The 19811-nt window shown below is 62.5% G+C and carries 14 protein-coding genes; 9 read left to right on the top strand and 5 right to left on the bottom strand.

Translation table 11 applies throughout. From position 1 onward, the window contains the following. Positions 1 to 45: 45 nt before the first annotated feature. Both OOT43_RS03330 and OOT43_RS03335 read right to left on the bottom strand, forming a co-directional pair. Positions 46 to 2034: an Hsp70 family protein gene (locus OOT43_RS03330; protein ID WP_266023280.1), complete on the bottom strand. Its 1989-nt coding sequence runs from the start codon at positions 2032 to 2034 to the stop codon at positions 46 to 48. Continuing rightward, positions 2031 to 3110 (bottom strand): DUF2760 domain-containing protein, encoded by a 1080-nt coding sequence (locus OOT43_RS03335; RefSeq protein ID WP_317134047.1) that lies wholly within the window; start codon positions 3108 to 3110, stop codon positions 2031 to 2033. The genes OOT43_RS03330 and OOT43_RS03335 overlap by 4 nt, the downstream gene beginning before the upstream one ends. Positions 3111 to 3342: 232 nt before the next feature. Between OOT43_RS03335 and OOT43_RS03340 the strand changes: the two genes are divergently transcribed. Further along, the gene (locus OOT43_RS03340) at positions 3343 to 3957 is read left to right on the top strand and encodes a glutathione S-transferase family protein (RefSeq protein ID WP_266023282.1); all 615 of its coding nucleotides are present in this window, start codon (positions 3343 to 3345) and stop codon (positions 3955 to 3957) included. A gap of 13 nt (positions 3958 to 3970) precedes the next feature. Here the strand turns inward: OOT43_RS03340 and OOT43_RS03345 are convergent, their stop codons facing one another. Then, entirely contained in the window at positions 3971 to 6157 is a 2187-nt protein-coding gene (locus OOT43_RS03345; protein ID WP_266023284.1) for a carboxypeptidase regulatory-like domain-containing protein, read from the bottom strand. 108 nt (positions 6158 to 6265) lie between these two features. Then, positions 6266 to 7363: a tRNA epoxyqueuosine(34) reductase QueG gene (gene queG / locus OOT43_RS03350; protein WP_266023285.1), complete on the bottom strand. Its 1098-nt coding sequence runs from the start codon at positions 7361 to 7363 to the stop codon at positions 6266 to 6268. An 83-nt stretch (positions 7364 to 7446) separates the two neighbouring features. Between queG and OOT43_RS03355 the strand changes: the two genes are divergently transcribed. From OOT43_RS03355 to tsaE (OOT43_RS03390), 8 genes are all read left to right on the top strand, one after another. Beyond that, complete coding sequence (locus OOT43_RS03355) at positions 7447 to 8934, top strand: NAD(P)H-hydrate dehydratase (protein WP_266023287.1); 1488 nt, start codon at positions 7447 to 7449, stop codon at positions 8932 to 8934. Continuing rightward, positions 8931 to 9371, top strand: coding sequence for a tRNA (adenosine(37)-N6)-threonylcarbamoyltransferase complex ATPase subunit type 1 TsaE (tsaE, locus tag OOT43_RS03360; RefSeq protein WP_266023289.1), 441 nt, complete (start codon positions 8931 to 8933; stop codon positions 9369 to 9371). Before OOT43_RS03355 ends, tsaE (OOT43_RS03360) begins: the two co-directional genes overlap by 4 nt. Positions 9372 to 9607: 236 nt before the next feature. Beyond that, entirely contained in the window at positions 9608 to 12988 is a 3381-nt protein-coding gene (locus tag OOT43_RS03365; RefSeq protein ID WP_266023291.1) for a helicase-related protein, read from the top strand. A 23-nt stretch (positions 12989 to 13011) separates the two neighbouring features. Further along, a complete protein-coding gene (locus OOT43_RS03370; RefSeq protein WP_266023292.1) occupies positions 13012 to 16371 on the top strand; it encodes an Eco57I restriction-modification methylase domain-containing protein in 3360 nt (1119 codons plus the stop codon). Then, positions 16368 to 16880, top strand: a complete 513-nt coding sequence (locus tag OOT43_RS03375; RefSeq protein WP_266023293.1) for a DNA-processing protein DprA — start codon at positions 16368 to 16370, stop codon at positions 16878 to 16880. Before OOT43_RS03370 ends, OOT43_RS03375 begins: the two co-directional genes overlap by 4 nt. Then, positions 16873 to 18372 carry an ATP-binding protein gene (locus tag OOT43_RS03380; protein WP_266023294.1) on the top strand — a complete coding sequence of 500 codons (1500 nt, stop codon included), beginning with the start codon at positions 16873 to 16875 and terminating at the stop codon, positions 18370 to 18372. Before OOT43_RS03375 ends, OOT43_RS03380 begins: the two co-directional genes overlap by 8 nt. A gap of 27 nt (positions 18373 to 18399) precedes the next feature. After that, complete coding sequence (locus tag OOT43_RS03385) at positions 18400 to 18702, top strand: hypothetical protein (protein ID WP_266023295.1); 303 nt, start codon at positions 18400 to 18402, stop codon at positions 18700 to 18702. A gap of 68 nt (positions 18703 to 18770) precedes the next feature. After that, complete coding sequence (gene tsaE / locus OOT43_RS03390) at positions 18771 to 19190, top strand: tRNA (adenosine(37)-N6)-threonylcarbamoyltransferase complex ATPase subunit type 1 TsaE (protein WP_266023296.1); 420 nt, start codon at positions 18771 to 18773, stop codon at positions 19188 to 19190. On the opposite strand, the gene OOT43_RS03395 is transcribed toward tsaE (OOT43_RS03390), so the two are convergent. Further along, positions 19171 to 19809 (bottom strand): HvfX family Cu-binding RiPP maturation protein, encoded by a 639-nt coding sequence (locus tag OOT43_RS03395; protein WP_266023297.1) that lies wholly within the window; start codon positions 19807 to 19809, stop codon positions 19171 to 19173. The genes tsaE (OOT43_RS03390) and OOT43_RS03395 overlap by 20 nt on opposite strands. Between the last annotated feature and the right edge of the window lie 2 nt (positions 19810 to 19811).

Here is a 19811-nt window from a genome sequence, read left to right on the forward strand (position 1 = left end):
AGGACGGCCTGTTGCATCCATGCCTCGCTCGCCGTCCACTCTCGGTCAGGTTTTGTTGAATGACCAGAACGGCTTTCTTTCGCCGGATTCGTCCGCAGCCACAGGCGCTTCATCCGCAACCGGCGCAGGATCGGCCGGCTCATCGGTGCCGCCGAGATAAGGCGCTTCCGGAACGGCCTCGTCCAGCGCGGCGTTCGGGGTCTCGCCCTGCCGCACCTCGAACTCGACCTTCCAGCGCTGGTGGCTGTCGCGCGCCACGGCTTCGAGCTGGAGCGTACCGACCTCGGTCACCCGCGCCGCCAGCCGCACCGGCACCACCTCGCCGGGCTGATGGCCTTCGACCGGCAGGGTCACCTCGATCTCGTCCAGCTCGTCGATCTCGTCCTCGCGCCAGTCTTCCATCCGGGTGCCGACCAGATCCTCGCGGCGCAAGGTCGAGGCGAAGAAACGGAAGCGCACCGGCTCGCCGACCACCAGGCCGAACTCTTCCGGCGGCAGCTCGGCTTCGGTGCCTTCTTCCATGCCGAAAGGGGCGATACACAGCGCCTGCAAGGGAGCCGGGAAACCCGGCACCGCCGGCATCGCGCTTTCCACGCCGACGTAATAGGCCGCAGCCGTGCCGCCCCGGATGCGCACGCCCTGGCCCTTGCGGACATAGCCGTAATAGGCGGCACCTCGGGCCACGGCCAGATCGAGATCGGCTCCGTGCAGCAGGCGCGCCGCAGGCGCGCCGTCGGCCTCCAGCCAGCCGTTCAGCACGTCCAGCAGCCGCCGTTCCAGCGCCTCGGATTTGAACACGCCGCCGTTCAGCAGCAGCGCCGTAGGATGGATGAAGCGCGCGCCGTCCGGCACGGAAAATCCGTCCAGCTCGGCGGCGGCGTTCACCTGCTTGCTCAGGAACCCGGCCAAATGGCAGGTGATGCGGGCGTCCTTGGCATACGGCAGGCCGATGGTCGTCAAACCGGTGCGGGCCTGGACCAGCGGCTTGTCCGCGATCGAAACCTTGGGGAAGAAGCCTTCGACCAGCGTACGGTTGACTTCGTCCTTCGTCAGCGCGGTACGCAAGGTGCCGCCGATCAACGAGGAACCGCGGCTGGGCACGACCACCGCCACTTCCGACACGTCCGGATCGGACAGCAGCGATTCCTTGGCATCCCGGCAGCCGTGCATCAGTGCCTGCACCTGCCAGGCCTCGAGCTTCCTGCCCTCGCCTTCCAGCTTCAGCTTGAGACCGTAAGCCAGCGCCAGGTCCATGTTGTCGCCGCCCAGCAGGATGTGATCGCCGATGGCGACGCGGTTGAGCTCCAGATTGCCGTCGGCTTCGGTGACCGCAATCAGCGAGAGGTCGGTGGTGCCGCCGCCCACGTCGACCACCAGGATGATGTCGCCCGGCCGGACCTGCTCGCGCCAGCCGCCGCCGCTGGTCTGAATCCAGCTGTACAGCGCCGACTGCGGCTCTTCCAGCAGGATCGCCTGGCGCAGGCCCAGAGCGTGGGCCGCTTCCACCGTCAGCTCGCGCGCCGCCGGGTCGAACGAAGCCGGCACCGTGATGGTCAGGTCCTGCTCGCTCAAGGGATATTCGGGACAACGCGCGTTCCAGGCATCGCGCATGTGGCGCAGATAGGCGATCGAAGCCTGCAAGGGCGAGACCCGGTGCACTTCTTCCGGCGACTGGACCGGCAAAATCGGCGCGCGGCAGTCCACGCCGCTGTGGCACAGCCAGCTCTTGGCGCTGGCGACCAGGCGGATCGGGGTCTTGGAACCCAACTGGCGGGCCAGATCGCCGGTAAGGGCTTCCGGATGCTCGTCCCAGGGCAGGACGACGTCGCCCGGCGCCAGTTCGGCCTCGTGGGCCTGGTACAGGAAGGACGGCAGCTGTTTCTTGTCGCCGACCGTGCCCGGCGCAGTGAGCTGCGGAATTTCGAGGACTTCCAGCGGCGCTTTTTCGCCGTCGCAGCCGCTCAAGTCCACGTAGGCCACCACGCTGTTGGTGGTGCCAAGGTCGATACCGACCGAATAGCGGGTCTCGCTCACAGCTCCACCTCGGCCTGGGCAACAATGCGGCTGTCGTGGCCTTCGGCGACCTTGGGCAGGCGGATGTGTTCCACCCTCCAGCCGCGATGCACCAGGGTGCCGGTGAACGGCGGCTCGCCCACTATGTTGCCGGCCAGCCGCACGCTGGCGGCGTCGAAGCCCTTCGGGAGCGTCAACCGGCTGCCTTCGGTCTCGGTGCGCACCGGGGCCAGCTCGAAGGCCTGGCCGATGACCTTGCGGCAGCCCTCGTGCACCACCCGCGCCGCCGCGCCGATTTCGGCGTCGGAATACTGAGCGACGTTTTCCTGCACGAAGTCGATGAAGCGCGCCTCCTTCTGCAGCAGAGCCAGGAGCTGGAGCGCCGCATCGGGCGTGGCTTGCTTCAGCACCACGGTTTCCTTCTTCACGACCGGCTCCGGCGCTCTCACGGGCTCGGGCACCGGAGCCGCCGCCACAGGTGCGGGCTGAACCGTCACGGCGGGCTCGGGCTTCCGCCGCAACAGGGCGATCACCGCCACCGAAAGCAGGATGATTTGCACCAACAGCAAGGCCACTACTATGGCGGCCAGGCCGGCATGCACCGCGTCCAGCTTCGCGGGAATCAGATTCAAATCAATTTCCATGGGTTTCCCTTCTGGGGGGTGAGGATTGAGGGAGGGTGCATCGGCCGTCGCCTGCGGATTCAATTGGGCCTCGGCATCCGCGGCGCGCGCAGCCTGGGCCGACATCAGCAGCCGGACGAGGTCTCGGGCACCCCGCGTGCGGTGCGAACGCATGTAGCGCTCGCTGATCGAATCGGGCACTTTCTCGGCATCGAACGCGGCTTTCATCGGGGTCAGCCGGTTTTCGCAGGTGTGCAGAATCCGGTCGGTTTGAAGACGGGAATCGACGTCTTCGCCGACATGGGCGCGGAATTCTTCGTTCAGGCAATCCTGGTACGCCTTGGCCGCCTCGTGCACCTTGGCCAGGGTCGCCTCGGACAGCGTCGTCGGTTGCCACTCGCCCTCCGCCCGGAGGAGGGCCGGCGCGCCCAGCGCCGCCAGAAGCATGGCGCCGGCCACGCATCGGCAATGCAATCGTGTTGTTCTCAATGGTCTTCTAATCATCGGCAACCGCGGGGATGCGATTTTACGCCATGTCGGAGTGCTTCTCATGCCCTGGGCCGATATGAGGCCGCCGCGCCGGCATTACAAGCGTGCGGGCGGAAACCGCCCCGACTTCGGGAACACGCCGTTTCCGGATTGGGGCTTGCCCGCCGGCTCGAGCTTGTTAGGCTTTCCGGAAATCCGACTTCGCGAACCGCACCCGATGAAACTCTACATGACCCCCGGCTCCTGCTCGACCGGCATCCACATCCTGCTGGAAGAACTGGACATCCCCTTCGAGGCCTACATCGTGAACCTCCCGGCGGGCGACCACCGCAAGCCGGAGTACCTCGCGATCAATCCCAAGTCCACCCTACCGACGCTGGTGCGCGACGACGGATCGGCACTGACCGAGTTCCAGGCCATCGCCTATTGGCTGGCGCTGACCTACCCGAAAGCCAAGCTCCTGCCGGAAGACCCCGATGGCGCGGCCAGAGTGATCGAAATGCTGGCCTACGTGGTCGGTACCCTGCACGGGCACGGCTTTGCCCGGATATTCACCACCGAGAGCTTTACCACCAACGAAGCCGACCACGAGGCCGTCCGGGCGCGCGGCCGGGAGATCGTCGAACGGGGATTCGCGATCGTGAATGAAGCCCTGGCGGGGAAGGACTACGTGGCCGGCACATTCTCGATCGCCGATGCCGCGCTGTTCTACGTCGAATTCTGGGCCGACAAGCTCAAGTTCGAGCTGCCCGGGCACTGCCTGGCGCACTACCGGCGAATGCTCCAGCGCCCCGCGGTGCAGCGGGTACTCCGGGAGGAGGGTTACCGCTGACGGCGCCAGCGGGCTAGAACAGGGTCCAGCCGAGCCCCTGGAGGCTCAGGGTTTCCGAGTCGGAGGTAATGGTGCCGCCGCAGGATTTCGACCAGCTCACCGTATACGCCACCGTCCCGTAGAGCGGCGTCAGAATCTGGGCCAACGGATCGGCGAAAACCGGTACGCTGACGGAGAATACCCCCGTGTCCGACAGCAGGTTGTAGCCCTGGATCTGTCCCGCGGCGTCGACGGAAAAATACTGAAGCCGATAATGGTTGACGGTCATTCCGTAGACGACGAAGCAATCCCCCTCCACGGCCTCCCAGGCATTCGACCGATTGGCCGCGCTCAGCCGGATTTCGTAGTCGAATTTGAGCGTATCGCCTTCTACCCGCTCGAAAGTGGCCTGGACGGACCGAAACGGCGCCGGGGGCGACGAGGTCGACTCCTTGAGGATGCGCGCGCCCTGGCCCGTGAGTCGGCCCGACTGGAAAAGCTCAAAGGTCGTTCCACGATATTTCCAGCTGTCCTTCCCGCCGAAACCCGCCCCCACGGCCGAGCGTTTCACGAGGTAGTAGGATTCGCCGGCATCGAACAGCGACACGCTGGCTTCCTGGGCCTGGTCGTCGTAGCCTCGCCTGGAGAGCGCCGCGATGTAGGTTTCATAAGGATGCACCTGATCGAAGACGAACCGCCCCTTGGCATCCGTCGAGGTGCTCTTTTCGCCGGGGTCGTACCGCCCCCCTTTGAGCACGACCGACACCCGCGCCAGCGGCTTGTGGCTCTTGGAATCATAGACCCTGCCGTGGATCCGGGTGCGCCAGCCGTCGAAAGCCTGCGCAGCCGCGTTGTCGGAGGTTTGCTGGCCGGCAACCGACACCGGCCGGCCCGTGCGGATCTGGCCGGAATAGAATGTGGTGCCCGCCGTCTCCTCCCGCCGGATCGCGAGATAGCGCCCGAGCGTCCGCTTGCCGTTGACGAAATACCGCCCCACCGTTTGCGGCTTGCCGTCGCGCCAGACTTGCAGCGCCCGCCCGCCGCCGTCGGCATCCGGACTCAGGTGCATGAACTCGTTGGCGACCACCCACCAGCCCATGACGTCATCGGCCGGCGCATCGTTGCACGCCGCGCCGTTCAGGTATCCCCACGCGGCGTTGATGAATTCATCGGCGCAGGCGTCGTCCGTGCCCGTGGTCGGGATGATCGTGTCGTAGTCGACTTCGCCGATGCAGGCGTCATGGGCATAGCATTCCGCCGTCACGGTGTAGTCGCTGTTGCCGAGATAATCGCCGAACGAGCCGAAGCAGCCGGGCCCGCACCGGCCGACGCAGAAGGCGTCCGGTGGATTTCCCGGATAAAGGCGGATATGGCCGATGGGCATGTTGCCGCCATGCATGCGGGTACGCCGCCGCCGGTCGTGCACGGTGGCCGCGTCCAGCAGCGGGAGGATACTGACGTAGCCCGGCCGTCCCCGGTACGGCCGTCCGACCGTACCGCACAGCCGGGTGTAACTCAGCCCGCAGATTTCCCTGCGGCCACGGTCATAGGTCCAGCCGTGATCCATCAGCCATACATCCATCAGACCCTGCTCGATGAGCGTGGTTGGCACCTCGCCGAGAAGCTGGGACAGGGTCACCCCGAGTTCGACACACAACGGGGGGGCAGCCTGCATCGGCTCCACCGGGGCCTTCCTGAAATGGAGCGACAGCGGTACGCCTTCCGGCGCCCTGGCGAGCGCGAATTCGACGAGCCTCGCGAACGCGGTGCGGCCCGTTTCGTCGAGCGAATCGCCGAGGGTCCGAAGGAACGATTGCAGCAGGAGCTTTTCCTCGTCGCTGACGGCGGCGACGGCCCCGTTCCCGGCGAGAACCTCGATCCGCAGGAAGTCCCCCTCGGCATCCAACTCCCCGAGCAGCCGCTTGCCGCCGGGATGGAGGACGATGGAGATTTCCGTGGCGCCGCTGAAGTCCCGTTTGGAGGAAAAGGAGATCGTCGCCGGCCCGTTCGCGCTCCGTGCGATGCGGACTTCTCCGTCGATCGTCTGGTCAGTGCGCTGGCTGATGTTCAGTTCGCCCGGCGCGACGTCGACACTTTCGCCGAGGGACGATGGCTCGACCGGGTAGCTTTGCCCCGCCCCCGACGGCTGCATCGCCAGAGCCGCGACGAGCGCCGCTGCCGCCAGGAACACTTTTCTGAAGTTCAATGGCTCTGTGCTCATTGGCATGCCTCCCAGATCCGGACCCTGGTAGGGCTACGATACGCCTCCGGGACCGTTTTCGGAATTGGCTCAAGCCGCTGGTTGGTATGGCTGCGGCGCGCTGCGGCGCTACGCCTCCCACGAGTCCACCCATTGTGACCTTGTTTGCCTCCCCAAGCCCCACGCCACATGCTCGCGCACCAGCGGAGATGCATCGTCGAGCCGCTGCCGCAAGGCATCCGCCAGTTCCGGTTGGGGCGGCGCGTTGCCGATGGCCACCGCCAGATTGCGCAGCCAGCGCTCATGGCCGATGCGGCGAATGGCCGACCCTTCCGTCCGGCATAGGAATTCGGCCTCATCCCAGGCGAAGAACTCCTGCAGCAAGGCACGGTCGAGGCCCTGCCGCGGAAGGAAGTCGGCTTCCCCCGTCATCCGCGCGAAGCGGTTCCAGGGACAGACCATCTGGCAGTCGTCGCAGCCGTAGATGCGGTTGCCGATGCCGGGGCGCAGCGCCTCCGGAATCGATCCCTTGAGTTCGATGGTCAGATAGGAGACGCAGCGGCGGGCGTCGAGCCGGTAAGGCGCGACGATCGCCTGGGTCGGACAGACGTCGATGCAGGCCCGGCATTGGCCGCAGTGGTTCGCAACTGGCCGATCCGGAGCCAGCGGCAGGTTCGTGTAGATTTCGCCGAGAAAGAACCAGGAGCCGGCCTCGCGGTTGATGAGATTGGTGTGCTTGCCGATCCAGCCGAGTCCGGCGTTCTCCGCCAGCGCCTTTTCCAGCACCGGCGCGCTGTCGGTGTAGACCCGGTAGCCGAACGGGCCGACGTGCTGGGCGATCGTCTCCGCCAGCCTCTGCAGGCGGCGGCGCATCAGCTTGTGATAATCCCGTCCCAACGCGTAGCGCGACAGGTAGGCGGCGGCCGGGTCCGCCAGCACCTCTTTCATGTCGCGCATGGATTCGGGCAGATAGTCCATCCGCACGCTGATGACCGACAGCGTGCCGGGCTCCAGCTCGGCTGGACGGCTGCGCTTCATCCCGTGCCGGGCCATGTAGTCCATTTCGCCGTGAAACCCCGCCGCCAGCCATTCGAGAAACCGGGCTTCGTTTTCGCCCAGGTCGACGCCGGCGAAGCCGATCTGCTGAAAGCCCTGCGCCCTGCCCCATTCGCGGATGCGTTCCTTCAGCTCCGCGAGGTCGGGGGATGAAATGGCGGCATGGGGCACTTAAGAATCCTTGGCGTAGTCACGGGGTTCGGCCAGAATAGCGCCTTTCCCAGCCCTCCGCACAACGCGCCTTCGCCCACCCGATGCCGCCCCATTCGAACGACACCCTTCCCACGTCACTTTTCACCGCGGCCCAAGTGCGGGCCATGGATCGCCATGCCATCGATGGCCTGGGGATTCCGGGACTGGAACTGATGCACCAAGCCGGCACAGCGACCTTCTCGGCGCTGCGCCGGCGCTGGCCGGACGCGAAGACCCTATCCGTGGTCTGCGGCCCCGGCAACAATGGCGGCGACGGCTATGTGATCGCACGGCTGGCGCTAGCGGCGGGCTTCGACGTCCGCGCCTATCCGGTAGGTCCGGTAGAGTGGCTGCGGGGCGATGCCGCGGCAGCGTTCGCGGAGTACCGGGACGCCGATGGGCCGGTGTTGAACTTCATTCCGCCCGGCTTCGAAGGCGCCGAAATCCTGGTCGACGCCCTGCTCGGCACCGGCCTGGACCGGGACGTGGCCGGTGAATACGCCACCGTCATCGAGGCGGTCAACGAGTTCCCCGGTAAGGTGGTGGCCGTGGACATTCCGTCCGGACTCAACGCCGACACCGGGGCGGTTATGGGAAACGCGGTCCATGCCGATCTTACCGTCAGCTTCATCGGCCTCAAGCAGGGCCTGTTCACCGGCGCCGGTCCCGCGCATTGCGGCGCAATCGTCTTCGACGATCTGGATACGCCGCCGGAGATCCGGCTTGGGCAAACGCCTTCGTCGCGCTTGCTGCGGAGCGGTGAGTTCGCCCTGCTCCCCCGGCACAGGGATGCGCACAAAGGCCAATGCGGGCACGTGCTGGTGATCGGCGGGGAACACGGTTACAGCGGGGCGGCGCGGATGGCGGCCGAAGCGGCGGCACGCACCGGTGCGGGACTGGTCAGCATCGCCACCCGGGCGTCTCACTCGCCCCTGCTGAACCTGGGCCGGCCCGAGCTGATGGTGCACGGCGTCGAATCCGGCCGAGAGCTCGAGCCGCTGCTGGGGCGCGCATCGGTGCTGGCGCTCGGTCCAGGCCTCGGGCGGAGCGAATGGGCGAAGGCGTTATTCGACGCCGCCCTCAACTGCGGCAAACCGCTGGTGGTCGACGCCGACGCACTGAATCTGCTGGCGCACTACCCGCACTGGTGCGATCGCTGGGTGCTGACGCCGCATCCCGGCGAAGCCGCCCGCCTGCTCGACCTCTCCGCCGCCGAAATCGAGCGCGACCGCTTCGCCGCCGTGTCCGCCTTGCAGCGGCGTTACGGCGGCATCGCCGTGCTCAAGGGCGCCGGCACGCTGATCGCAGGACCGGATGGCGTCCCGCATGTCGCCCGCTGGGGCAATCCCGGCATGGCCAGCGGCGGCATGGGCGACGTGCTAACCGGCGTGATCGCAGGACTTCTGGCGCAGCGCGTTCCCCCGTTCGAAGCCGCCTGCCTGGGGGTTCGGATACATGGTCAGGCCGGCGATCTGGCCGCCTCGGGCGGCGAGCGGGGCCTCCTCGCCGGCGACGTGATCGAAGCCTTGCGCGCCTGCGTCAACCGGTGATCGTATACCTGCCCGACGAGGAGGCGACGCTGGCCTTCGCCGCCCGCCTGCAGACGACTCTGCCGCCCGGATACGTCGTGTTCCTCCACGGCAATCTGGGTGCCGGCAAGACCACCCTGGTGCGCGGTTATCTCCGCGCCGCCGGCTACCAGGGTACGGTGAAGAGCCCGACCTACACGCTGGTCGAGGAATATGCGCTGGCCGACCGCACCGTCTACCATTTCGACCTGTATCGCCTGAACGACCCGGAAGAATTGGAATGGATGGGCATCCGCGATTATTTCCGTCCGGACAGCCTGTGTTTCGTGGAATGGCCGGAGAAGGGCGAAGGCTTCCTGCCTCCGCCCGACCTGGAGATTGACCTGGAACCGGAGAACACGGGAAGGCGGCTCAGGATCAGCCCGAATCCGTGTTCTGAGCACGCCTCCCCGGCATGAACTGGCTGGTAACAATCATCTACTTCACCGTCAAACTGAGTTTCGACCGGCTACAGACGTCGGCGTTGAGGCAGCCGATCAACCACCGATGGATCGATCGCCAAGGCTTACCCGTACATCGGGTCGGGCACCCGTGAAAATTCAAGGTGTTCGAGATTGATGAATGGATGCGTGCCGGGGACACAGCGACGATCCGAATTCAAAATTCAAATGAATCGCGCGATTGAGGGGAATAGATGCCAAGAATCTTCGACAACATAGAAAATCCGCTGCTGCCCGCATTGCAAGAAACGCTCAAGGTCGCAGAGCGCGCGGATTTCTGCGTTGGGTACTTCAACCTTCGCGGCTGGAGCCATCTTTCCGAGTATGTTGATCGCTGGGGTGGCGGTGACGGCCAAAGCTGCCGATTGCTAGTTGGCATGCATATCGCTCCAAGTGACGAACTGCGACGAGCTCTTCGAAGCCGTGAAGACGAGGATTTACTCGACAATCAGACCGCGCTTCGGGAGAAGCGCCGCATTGCAGAAGAATTCCGCGAACAGCTGACTTTCGGTGTGCCAACCAATGAAGATGAGGCCGCGCTGCGGCAACTCTCTGCGCAGATTCGTGCGAAAAAATTACTAATAAAGATTTACTTACGTCACCCGCTACACGCCAAGCTCTACTTGCTGCATCGACAGGACGCCAACAACCCGGTCACCGGCTTTCTCGGCAGCTCAAACCTGACACTCGCGGGCCTTGCCAAACAGGGGGAACTGAACGTCGATGTGCTGGAGCACGACGCCTGCAACAAACTGGTGGATTGGTTTGAAGACCGCTGGCGGGACCGCTGGTGCATCGATATTTCCAAGGAACTGGCAGACATCATCGACGAGAGCTGGGCGGGGGAACGTCTGGTGCCGCCCTATCACGTCTACCTTAAGATGGCATTTCACCTGGCTCAGGAAGCGCGTGCCGGCCTTTCAGAGTTTCGCATTCCCTCGGTTTTTGGCGAAACGCTGTTCGACTTCCAGGTCGCTGCCGTCAAAATTGCCGCCCACCACCTGAACAAGCGTGGCGGCGTGCTGATCGGCGACGTGGTCGGTCTGGGCAAGTCGATGATGGCCACCGCACTCGCCAAGGTATTCGAGGACGATTACCACACCGAAACGCTCATCATCTGCCCCAAGAACCTTGTTTCGATGTGGGAAGACTATGCCCACCGGTATCGCCTGCACGCCAAAGTACTGCCGCTATCCAAAGTACTGACCGAACTCCCGGAGAAAACCCGACGTTACCGGTTGGTCCTTATCGATGAATCCCACAACTTGCGCAACAAGGAGGGTAAGCGCTGGAAAGTCATCCGCGAGTACATCGAGCGCAATGACAGCCTTACCGTTCTGCTCTCGGCCACACCTTACAACAAGACCTACCTCGACCTTTCCGCGCAACTGGCCTTGTTCCTGAATGAAGATGCAGACATCGGTATCCGCCCCGAAAAACTGCTGACCGAGTTGGGCGGCGAGCACGAATTCATCCGCCGTCATCAGTGTGGCGTGCGATCGCTGGCAGCATTCGAGAAGAGCGAAATTCCCGATGACTGGCGCGATCTCATGCGCCTGTACATGGTGCGCCGCACGCGCGGCTTCATCATGCAGCACTACACCCACGAAGACGAGCGTGGCAAATACCTACTGTTCTCGGATGACCGGAAATCCTACTTTCCGAAGCGCCTGCCCAAGAACCTCAGTTTCAAAATCGATGATGCGAATCCGTCTGACCCCTACGCACGCTTCTACAGCGAACCGGTGGTCAATGCGATCAACGAACTGATCCTGCCGCGCTACGGCCTGGGCAACTACATCGCCCCCAAGCCCAAGACGCCACCCACGCCGCATCAGGCGAAGGTTATCGAGGGGCTTTCTCGCGCCGGCACGCGCCTGATGGGCTTTTGCCGCACCAATCTGTTCAAACGCCTGGAAAGTGCCGGCCCGGCATTCATCCTGTCCATCGAGCGCCACATCCTGCGCAACTTCATTGTCTTGCACGCCATTGAGAACGGTCTGGACATCCCGCTGGGCACGCAGGATGCCGAACTGCTCGATACACGCCACTACGACGAAGATCCCGATGGCCTGCTGGCGGATGACAATGGTGACGATGACGTTACCGATCCGACGGCCACCAATGGCCTGCGCACCGAGGCCGACTACCGCGCCCGCGCTGCCAAGGCCTATGAGGCCTACAGCGGTGCGCTGAAAAGCCGCTTCAAATGGCTTCCGGGAACACTGTTCGTCAAGGCGCTTGCCAAAGACCTGCTCTCGGATGCGCTGTCGCTGTTGAAAGTCTTGGCGATGTGCGGCGAATGGAATCCAAAGCAAGATACGAAACTCGATGCCCTGATCGATTTGATCGAGAAACGCCATCCGAAGGAAAAGCTCCTCGTATTCACCCAGTTTGCCGACACGGCCCGTTATCTCAATGCACAGTTGGTCGCACGTGGTATCAAACAAGTGGAGGAGGCCACCGGGCAGAGCGCAGACCCGACCTCGTTGGCCTGGCGTTTTTCGCCGGAATCGAACGGCAAACGCGAGCAGATCAAAAAGGCCGAAGAGCTGCGTGTGCTGATTGCGACCGATGTGCTCTCCGAAGGCCAGAACCTGCAAGACGCGCACATCATCGTCAACTACGATCTGCCCTGGGCCATCATCCGGCTGATTCAACGTGCCGGCCGCGTCGACCGTATCGGCCAGCACTCCGACACCATCCTCTGCTACTCTTTTGTCCCGGCCGAAGGGGTGGAGCGGCTCATCAACCTGCGCGCCCGGGTCAAGCAACGCCTAATCGAAAACGCCGAGGTTGTGGGTTCCGACGAAAGCTTCTTCGACGACGACACCGACGAAGAACTGATCCGCGATCTCTACACCGAGAAGAACGGCATCCTCGACGACGACGGCGACACCGAGGTCGATCTGGCCTCCTACGCATACCAGATATGGAAGAACGCCACGGATGCCGATCCATCGCTGGCAGCCAAGATCGAGGCCATGCCCAACGTCGTCTACGCCACCAAGGCCCACGAGCACAATCCAGCATCACCTCGGGGCGTGCTGGTTTATATGCGCACCGCCCAGGGCAACGACGCGCTGGCCTGGATGGACAAAGCCGGCAAGCCGGTCACCCAGTCCCAGCTCACCATTCTGAAAGCCGCCGCCTGTGCGGCGGACACGCCGCCCCTGCCACGTACCGAGCATCACCACACGCTCACGCAGCAAGGTCTGGCTCACATTGTTGAAGAAGAAAAATCCTTCGGCGGTGCGCTGGGCCGACCCTCGGGCGCGCGCTTCAAGGCCTTCGAGCGCCTCAAGCGCTTCCGCGAAGGGCTGGGCGACAAACGCGATCTGTTCATCACCGACGAATACGTGCGCCGCATCGACCGGGTGATGGAAGAAATCTACCGTTATCCGCTCTACCAGTCGGCTACCGACAGCCTCAACCGCCAGATCAAGGCCGGCATTGGCGACCACCAGCTACTGGACATCGTTTTCTCTCTGCGCGAAGACGGGCGTTTGTGCGTGATTGACGATCAAGATCAGCAGAAAGAGTCCAAACTCATCTGCTCGATGGGCCTGGCCTGAGCCCACAGGGGAAAGAAAAGAACATGACGATTGACGCCGCCCGCTTCCAGAAACTGCTTGGCGAATTCAAGCTGGAGCAGCTTTTCAACGAACTCGGTTGGGAGCGCCCCCACCTCAAGCCGCAGGCCATAACGGCTAACGGCGAGTCTTTCTCGCTGACCAACATCGCGCACAAGCGTGGCGTGGCTGTCTTCCGCTGTTCGCCGGATAGCAGTGGCAAGGTGCCCGCGCGACCGATGCTGCTCAAGATCGAGAAAGAAGCCGCCAAGCTCGCCCACGAGCATCTCTTGGTCTTTGCCGATGCCGGTGAAACCATGCTCACCTGGCTGTGGGTGTCGCGTGCGCCGGGACAGCCCACCACGACCCGCACGCATACCTGGCACAAGGGGCAGAGCGGCGAATCATTGCGGCAGAAGCTCACGCAGATAGTCTGGTCGCTGGAAGAGGAAGAGGCCATCACCCTCACCGACGTGATCACCGGCTTGCGCAACGCTTTTGACCGCGACCGCATTTCCAAGAGCTTTTACGACAAGTTCAAGGCCCAGCACGAAGCCTTCGCCGATTTCATCGAGGGCCTCTCCGCTGCCAGCGACAAGGCCTGGTATGCCTCGCTGATGCTCAACCGGCTGATGTTCGTCTACTTCATCCAGAAGAAGGGTTTTCTGGATGGTGATGAAAATTATCTGGCCAATCGGATGGCTCAGGTTCAGGCCGCGGCCGGCAAGGGCAAGTTCCACAGCTTCTACCGCCAGTTCCTGCGTCGCCTGTTTCACGAAGGTCTTGGTCAGGCCAAGGGCGAGCGCAACCCCGAACTCACCCGCCTGATCGGTGATGTGCCGTATCTGAACGGCGGCCTCTTCTCTCTGCACGAATTGGAAGAAGCCAACCCAAGCATCGAGGTACCCGACGAAGCCTTCGAACGCCTGTTCGCTTTCTTCGACGCCTGGGACTGGCACCTCGATGACCGGCCGCTCGCCAGCGGGAAGGAAATCAATCCCGATGTGCTCGGCTACATCTTCGAGAAATACATCAACCAGAAGCAGATGGGGGCGTACTACACCAAGGAAGACATCACCGAATACATCAGCAAGAACACAGTCGTGCCGCACCTGATCGAGCAGGCACGCGAGCGCTGCAAGGTCGCGTTCGACGGCGAAGCCTCGGTGTGGAACCTGCTCAAAGCCGACCCCGACCGCTATGTCTACCCGGCGATGAAAACCGGAGTTATCGACGCTGCCGGCAACGTCGTGCCCGAAACCGCTTTGCCCGACTTTGTGCAAGCCGGCATGAAGGACGCCAAGGCACGGATGTTCGAACGCCGCTATAACCTCGGCGAAGCCGTGTTCCACACCGCCTTCGGCGAGCGCGGCACGCTGCCCACCGAAACCTGGCGCGAATACGTTGAGCGCCGCAGCCGCTGCCTGGCCGTGCGTGGCAAACTGGTCAGGGGCGAAGTGAAGAGCGCCGACGATCTCATCACCCTCAACCTCAACATCCGCCAGTTTATGCAGGACGTCATCGACACCTGCACCGGCCCCGACCTGTTGCGCGCCGTCTGGCAGGCCATCGTCGGGCACGTGCCGGAAAAAGCGAACGAAAAGTTCCGTCACGGCATCACCATCCTCGACCCCACATGTGGTTCGGGCGCCTTCCTCTTCGCCGCACTGGGCGTCCTGGAACCGCTCTACGAAGCCTGCCTGGAGCGCATGGAGGGTTTTGTCGAGGATGCGAAAAAGCTCGGCAAGGCCGGGGAGGCCGATTTCGCCAAGGTGCTGGCCGAAGTGGACAAGCACCCTTCGCGCCGCTACTACATCTTCAAGAGCATCATCCTGCACAACCTCTTCGGCGTGGACATCATGGCCGAGGCGGTGGAAATCTGTAAGCTGCGCCTCTTCCTCAAACTGGTGTCGCAAGTGGATGCCGGGCGCGAACTCGAGCCGCTGCCCGACATCGACTTCAATATCCGTGCCGGCAACACCCTGGTCGGCTACGCCACCGAAGCCCAGTTCGACTCCATCGGTACAGGGAAGATGGAGTACGGTGAGCAGCAAGATCACAAGGCACGAATCAAAGCTGATCTGGCGGACCTTGCTGATGCCTTCGATTTCTTTCGCGGGCAGCAGACCGTGCATGGCGGCAAGGTTACGGCGGACGACAAACGCAAGCTGCGTGACAAACTGAACGGCCTGAGTCTGGAACTGGATCGGTATCTGGCCCGCAACTATGGTATCGACCCCGACAAGGCCAAGCCCCTCGCCGCCTGGCGCGAGAGCCACCAGCCTTTCCACTGGTTTGCCGAGTTCTACGGCGTAATGAGGGGGGGCGGATTCGATGTGGTGATTGGGAATCCGCCGTATGTCGAGTACAAGGATGTCAAGCAAAGCTATACGGTCCGCGCGTTTCAAAGCGAAAGTTGCAGCGACCTATATGCGTTTAGTACTGAGCGGTCCGTGGAGATTATTGGAACCCAAGGACGTCTCGGCCTGATCGTACCAATTTCTGTTTTCGGAACCGATGGCTTTCAGCCGTTGCAACGTCTTGTTCTTGATGCAATCAATCCGATTTGGGTATCAAGTTTCTCGAATCGCCCGTCTCAGTTGTTTGATGGAGCCCAAAAGAGACTAACCATACTTTTGGGGCGACAATCAGTTGAACGTTCCGGGGCAATCTACACGGCTCGGTATTATCGATGGAAGCGCGAAGAATTCGAAAGCCTTTTCCGATCTCGAATTACATACGTTGCACAGGACTCCGCGTTCCGCGTGTTCCCGGCGTCGCTTGAGAAACTGGGTAGCACTATCGAGACAAAGGCATTTGAGCAGTTGGTTGCATCCAGGGAGAGGTTAGCGGCGGCGACAGCTCGAACGGGCCAGTCGAAGGTCTATTACACAAGGAAGTTCGGGTATTTTCTCGCCTTCCTGGATTTCGTGCCTGAGGTGGTCAATAGCAGGTCTGGGGTTCGGGTTCTACCGTCTGAGCTCAAGGAGCTCGGATTCGATTCAAGCGAATCAGTTTGCGCAGTAGTCGGTGCACTCAGTTCGTCTACATTCTTCTGGTTTTGGAACGTTCTTTCTGACTGCCGGAACCTTAATCGTCGAGATCTTCTCGCTTTCCCGTTTGACCCACACCGAGTGCCTCGTGATTTCGGGAAAAAAATGTCCGATCTGGGAAGGCTCTATCTGAAGAAGCTACGCTCAACATCCAGCTCGATGATCAAGAGCGGGCTCACCATCGAGACATTCGATTACGCCCAGTGCAAGCAGATCGCAGATGACATTGACGTGCTACTCGCATGGCATTTCGGTCTGGATGACGAGGAACTAGACTTCATCGTCAACTACGACATCAAATACCGCATGGGTGGGGCCGACGAGGAAGCATGAAGCCCACACTCGTCACCTTGCCACATCTATGCGCCCAGCGTGTCGGCATTGAAGCCGCCGCCCAAATAGTCGGCGCTGGTGAGACGGCATTGCTAGCGGAACCGCTGCTCGGCCTCATTGCATCCCGCGAATGCCCCGGCCACGTCCTGCTCGAAACCCTCGACTGCGTGCCGGAATGGGTCAAGGCTGGCCGGGTCATCGTCAGCGGTTATCACTCGCCGCTGGAGCAGCAGGTGCTGCGCTCGGTGCTCCGGCGCAAGGGGCGCGTGGTCAAGGTGCTGGCGCGCGGCATGAAGGAATATCGCCCGCAACCCGAGGAACGCGAACCACTGACGACCGGTCGGATGCTGGTCATCACCGCCTGTCCCACAGAGGTGCGCCGCACCACTCGCGAAACGGCGCTGGCCCGCAACCGGTTGGTGCTGGCGCTAGCCAGCGAGATCATCGTGCCGTATGTCGCTGACGACAGCCCCATGGCTCGGCTACTGGAGGAAATCTGCCATGCATGACCTCATCGGCCCTCAGGCAGAAGCCCTGGTTGCCAGTCTCCTGGCCCAGCCCGAAACTGCCCGCTTCGAATCCAAGAGGGTCTCCGGCAAGATGGTAGGCAAGGCGCTGGAAACGATCTGCGCCTTCTCCAACACGTTGGGCGGCACGCTGGCCCTCGGTTTGGAAGACCCTGGCAAGGCCGCGGGACAAGAGCGATTGTATGGGATGGAAGAAAACTCCGAGGCGGTGGACGAACTGCGCCGCAAGACGCTGACCCACCTGCTGCCGGCGGTGGAGGGACTGCGTTGGGTGCGGGTAGCCTGCCGGTTACGGGACGGCCGCGAAGGGCATGTTCTTCTAGTCATCGTGCCGCAAAGTCCCAAGGTTCATTCCATTCTGGACGACGGCACCTGGACCCGGCTGGATGCCAGCAACCGCGAGATGTCCGCCGCCGAGATCACCGAGCTTTCCTACCGGCGCGGCGTCATCAGCGCGGAATCCGAACCGGTGGCTGTGCCATTCGATCTGCTGGATACGGATACGTGGCGACATTTCGCATCGAGCCGGGGCTTTATCTCCGGCGATATTGCCGACCGCCTATTCCGAATTGGACTCGCCAAGCGCATAGGTGGTGAACTGCAACCGGTACGCGCGGCGGTATTGCTATTTGCGGATGAGCCGGGCGGTTTACTGGCTGCCCACCAGACGCGAGCGGATATACGGGTCTTTCACTACCGAGGCAACCGCATTGAGCCAGGCGCCATCCCCAATCTGCTCAAGCCGCCAAAAACCATCGCCGGCCCTATACCGCTGCAAATTAGCCGTGCCAGCGCCTATGTGCTCGACGAGTTGGCTGCCGGTCTGACTCTGGCGGACTCCGGTTTCAGAACTGTACACCGCTATCCGGAACGGGTGATCAAAGAGGCTATCACCAATGCAGTGATTCACCGCGATTACCGCCTCAACCGCGATATCCAGATCCGCATTTTCGATAATCGTATCGAGGTGGAAAGCCCCGGCCTATTTCCCGGAAACATCACGCCGGCCAATGTCGAGAAAGCCGGCTCGTTCGCTCGCAATCCGCTTGTCGCTCGCAATCTGCGCGAGTTTCCCGAGCCGCCCAATGTAGATGCTGGCGAAGGGGTGCGTATGATGTTCGCCGAAATGCGCTCGGCCAACCTATTCCCGCCTTTTTTCAAAGAAAACCGTGATGCCACCCAACCTTCGGTACTCGTGATCCTGCTGAATGAGGAACGGCCGCCAGTTTGGGAGCAAGTCAGCGACTGGATGGATCGCAATGGCCCACTGGCCAACAGCGACCTATGCCAGATTGCAGGGGTGGATACCCTTAAGGCATCGAAGATGCTGAAGCGCTGGGTAGAACAAGGTGTGCTGCTGCGGGATGATTCCGCGGGCAAGCGCCACACGGTCTACCGAAAGCCTGTGCCAGACAGTGCAGTCGAAACAGCTTCCTCTTTATCTTTGGCACTGGATAATGGGCAGGATAAATAAATAAAGTATTGAAAAAACAATAGCTTGATGTTTTTCTTATTATCCATGGCGGCCGCTCGGCGCCTCGATAACAACACCTACGATATTGAAGTGTTGAAAGCGCTGGCCGTCTATTCGGCCAAAGGCTTCACCCAGGCGCTCGATGTGCTGTGCACGAAGAACCCCGCGCATCGCCGTCCGCACACTCGGGTTCGGGTAACGCACTTCGCTTCCGACAAGGACGGCGAGGCTTATCTAGATGTCCGTCAGTTGCAAGGGCCACTAGTGAAGGTGTTCGAGCAGGCGTTTGAAATTCTGTCTCCGCACGTACGCCGGGAGGCGAGATTATAGGCCGAGGATGTGCGTCGCACGGATCGGCCCGAGCATCCGTTCGAGGCTTTGCACGTCTGCGTCAACCGATGATGCTGTACCTTCCCGACGAGGAGGCGACGCTGGCCTTCGCCGCCCGCCTGCAGACGACTCTGCCGCCCGGATACGTCGTGTTCCTCCACGGCAATCTGGGTGCCGGCAAGACCACCCTGGTGCGCGGTTATCTCCGCGCCGCCGGCTATCGGGGCACGGTCAAGAGCCCGACCTACACGCTGGTCGAGGAATACCCTCTGGCCGACCGTACCGTCTATCACTTCGACCTATACCGGCTGAACGACCCGGAGGAACTTGAATGGATGGGCATCCGCGATTATTTCCGTCCGGACAGCCTGTGCTTCGTGGAATGGCCGGAGAAGGGCGAAGGCTTCCTGCCTCCGCCCGACCTGGAGATTAACCTGGAACCGGAGAACACGGGAAGGCGGCTCAGGATCAGCCCGAATCCGTTCTGATCCGGCCCGCTCCCTGCGCGTGACCGGAGCCGCTCCGCCGGGCCCTGCCGGAGACCCACGCATCCAGGCTGTATCGCCCCGCGCCGCCGAACAGCAGCGGCAGGAGCATGGCGAGATACATCAGCGGCAGTTTGAAATTGCCATGGCCTTCATCGGTGATCGCATACCCCTCGGCCAGCTCCGAGAGGCTGGACCATTCGGAAGGCCAATGGACGGCAGCGATGGCGACGACGGTCAGCACAGCCAAGGCGAGGCTGAACAGCCGCGTTGCGACCCCCAGCGCCAAGGCGATGGCGCCGAGCAGTTCGAAACCGGTCGCGAGCCACCAGTTGACGGATGGCGGGAATAGACTGAAGGGAAACGGAAAGCCGAGATCCGCGAACCAGTTTTCTCCGTAAAGCTTCATCGACCCGGCCTCCCAAAACTCCCAGGCGAGAAGCAGCCGGAGCAACAATGGCGGTACTCCCGAAGCCTGTGCGTCCAGCCAGCCGGACACCCGCCGATACCCCGAACGGAACCCCGATGGCGACAACAATCCGATGAGTGCACGGGCCGGCCAACGTGGACTCCGATCCTCGCGCGAGGCATCGGCGCCGCAAATTTCAGACGAGTTTTTCATGG

It is taken from the genome of Methylococcus mesophilus (assembly GCF_026247885.1).
Lineage (GTDB): Bacteria > Pseudomonadota > Gammaproteobacteria > Methylococcales > Methylococcaceae > Methylococcus > Methylococcus mesophilus.

Bases quoted from the DNA above. Each gene is read 5' to 3' on its own strand.
- OOT43_RS03340 (WP_266023282.1), top strand. From the start codon at position 3,343: ATGAAACTCTACATGACCCCCGGCTCCTGCTCGACCGGCATCCACATC.
- OOT43_RS03345 (WP_266023284.1), bottom strand. From the start codon at position 6,157: ATGAGCACAGAGCCATTGAACTTCAGAAAAGTGTTCCTGGCGGCAGCG.
- OOT43_RS03355 (WP_266023287.1), top strand. From the start codon at position 7,447: ATGCCGCCCCATTCGAACGACACCCTTCCCACGTCACTTTTCACCGCG.
- OOT43_RS03365 (WP_266023291.1), top strand. From the start codon at position 9,608: ATGCCAAGAATCTTCGACAACATAGAAAATCCGCTGCTGCCCGCATTG.
- OOT43_RS03370 (WP_266023292.1), top strand. From the start codon at position 13,012: ATGACGATTGACGCCGCCCGCTTCCAGAAACTGCTTGGCGAATTCAAG.
- OOT43_RS03375 (WP_266023293.1), top strand. From the start codon at position 16,368: ATGAAGCCCACACTCGTCACCTTGCCACATCTATGCGCCCAGCGTGTC.
- OOT43_RS03380 (WP_266023294.1), top strand. From the start codon at position 16,873: ATGCATGACCTCATCGGCCCTCAGGCAGAAGCCCTGGTTGCCAGTCTC.
- OOT43_RS03385 (WP_266023295.1), top strand. From the start codon at position 18,400: ATGTTTTTCTTATTATCCATGGCGGCCGCTCGGCGCCTCGATAACAAC.
- tsaE (WP_266023296.1), top strand. From the start codon at position 18,771: ATGATGCTGTACCTTCCCGACGAGGAGGCGACGCTGGCCTTCGCCGCC.
- OOT43_RS03395 (WP_266023297.1), bottom strand. From the start codon at position 19,809: ATGAAAAACTCGTCTGAAATTTGCGGCGCCGATGCCTCGCGCGAGGAT.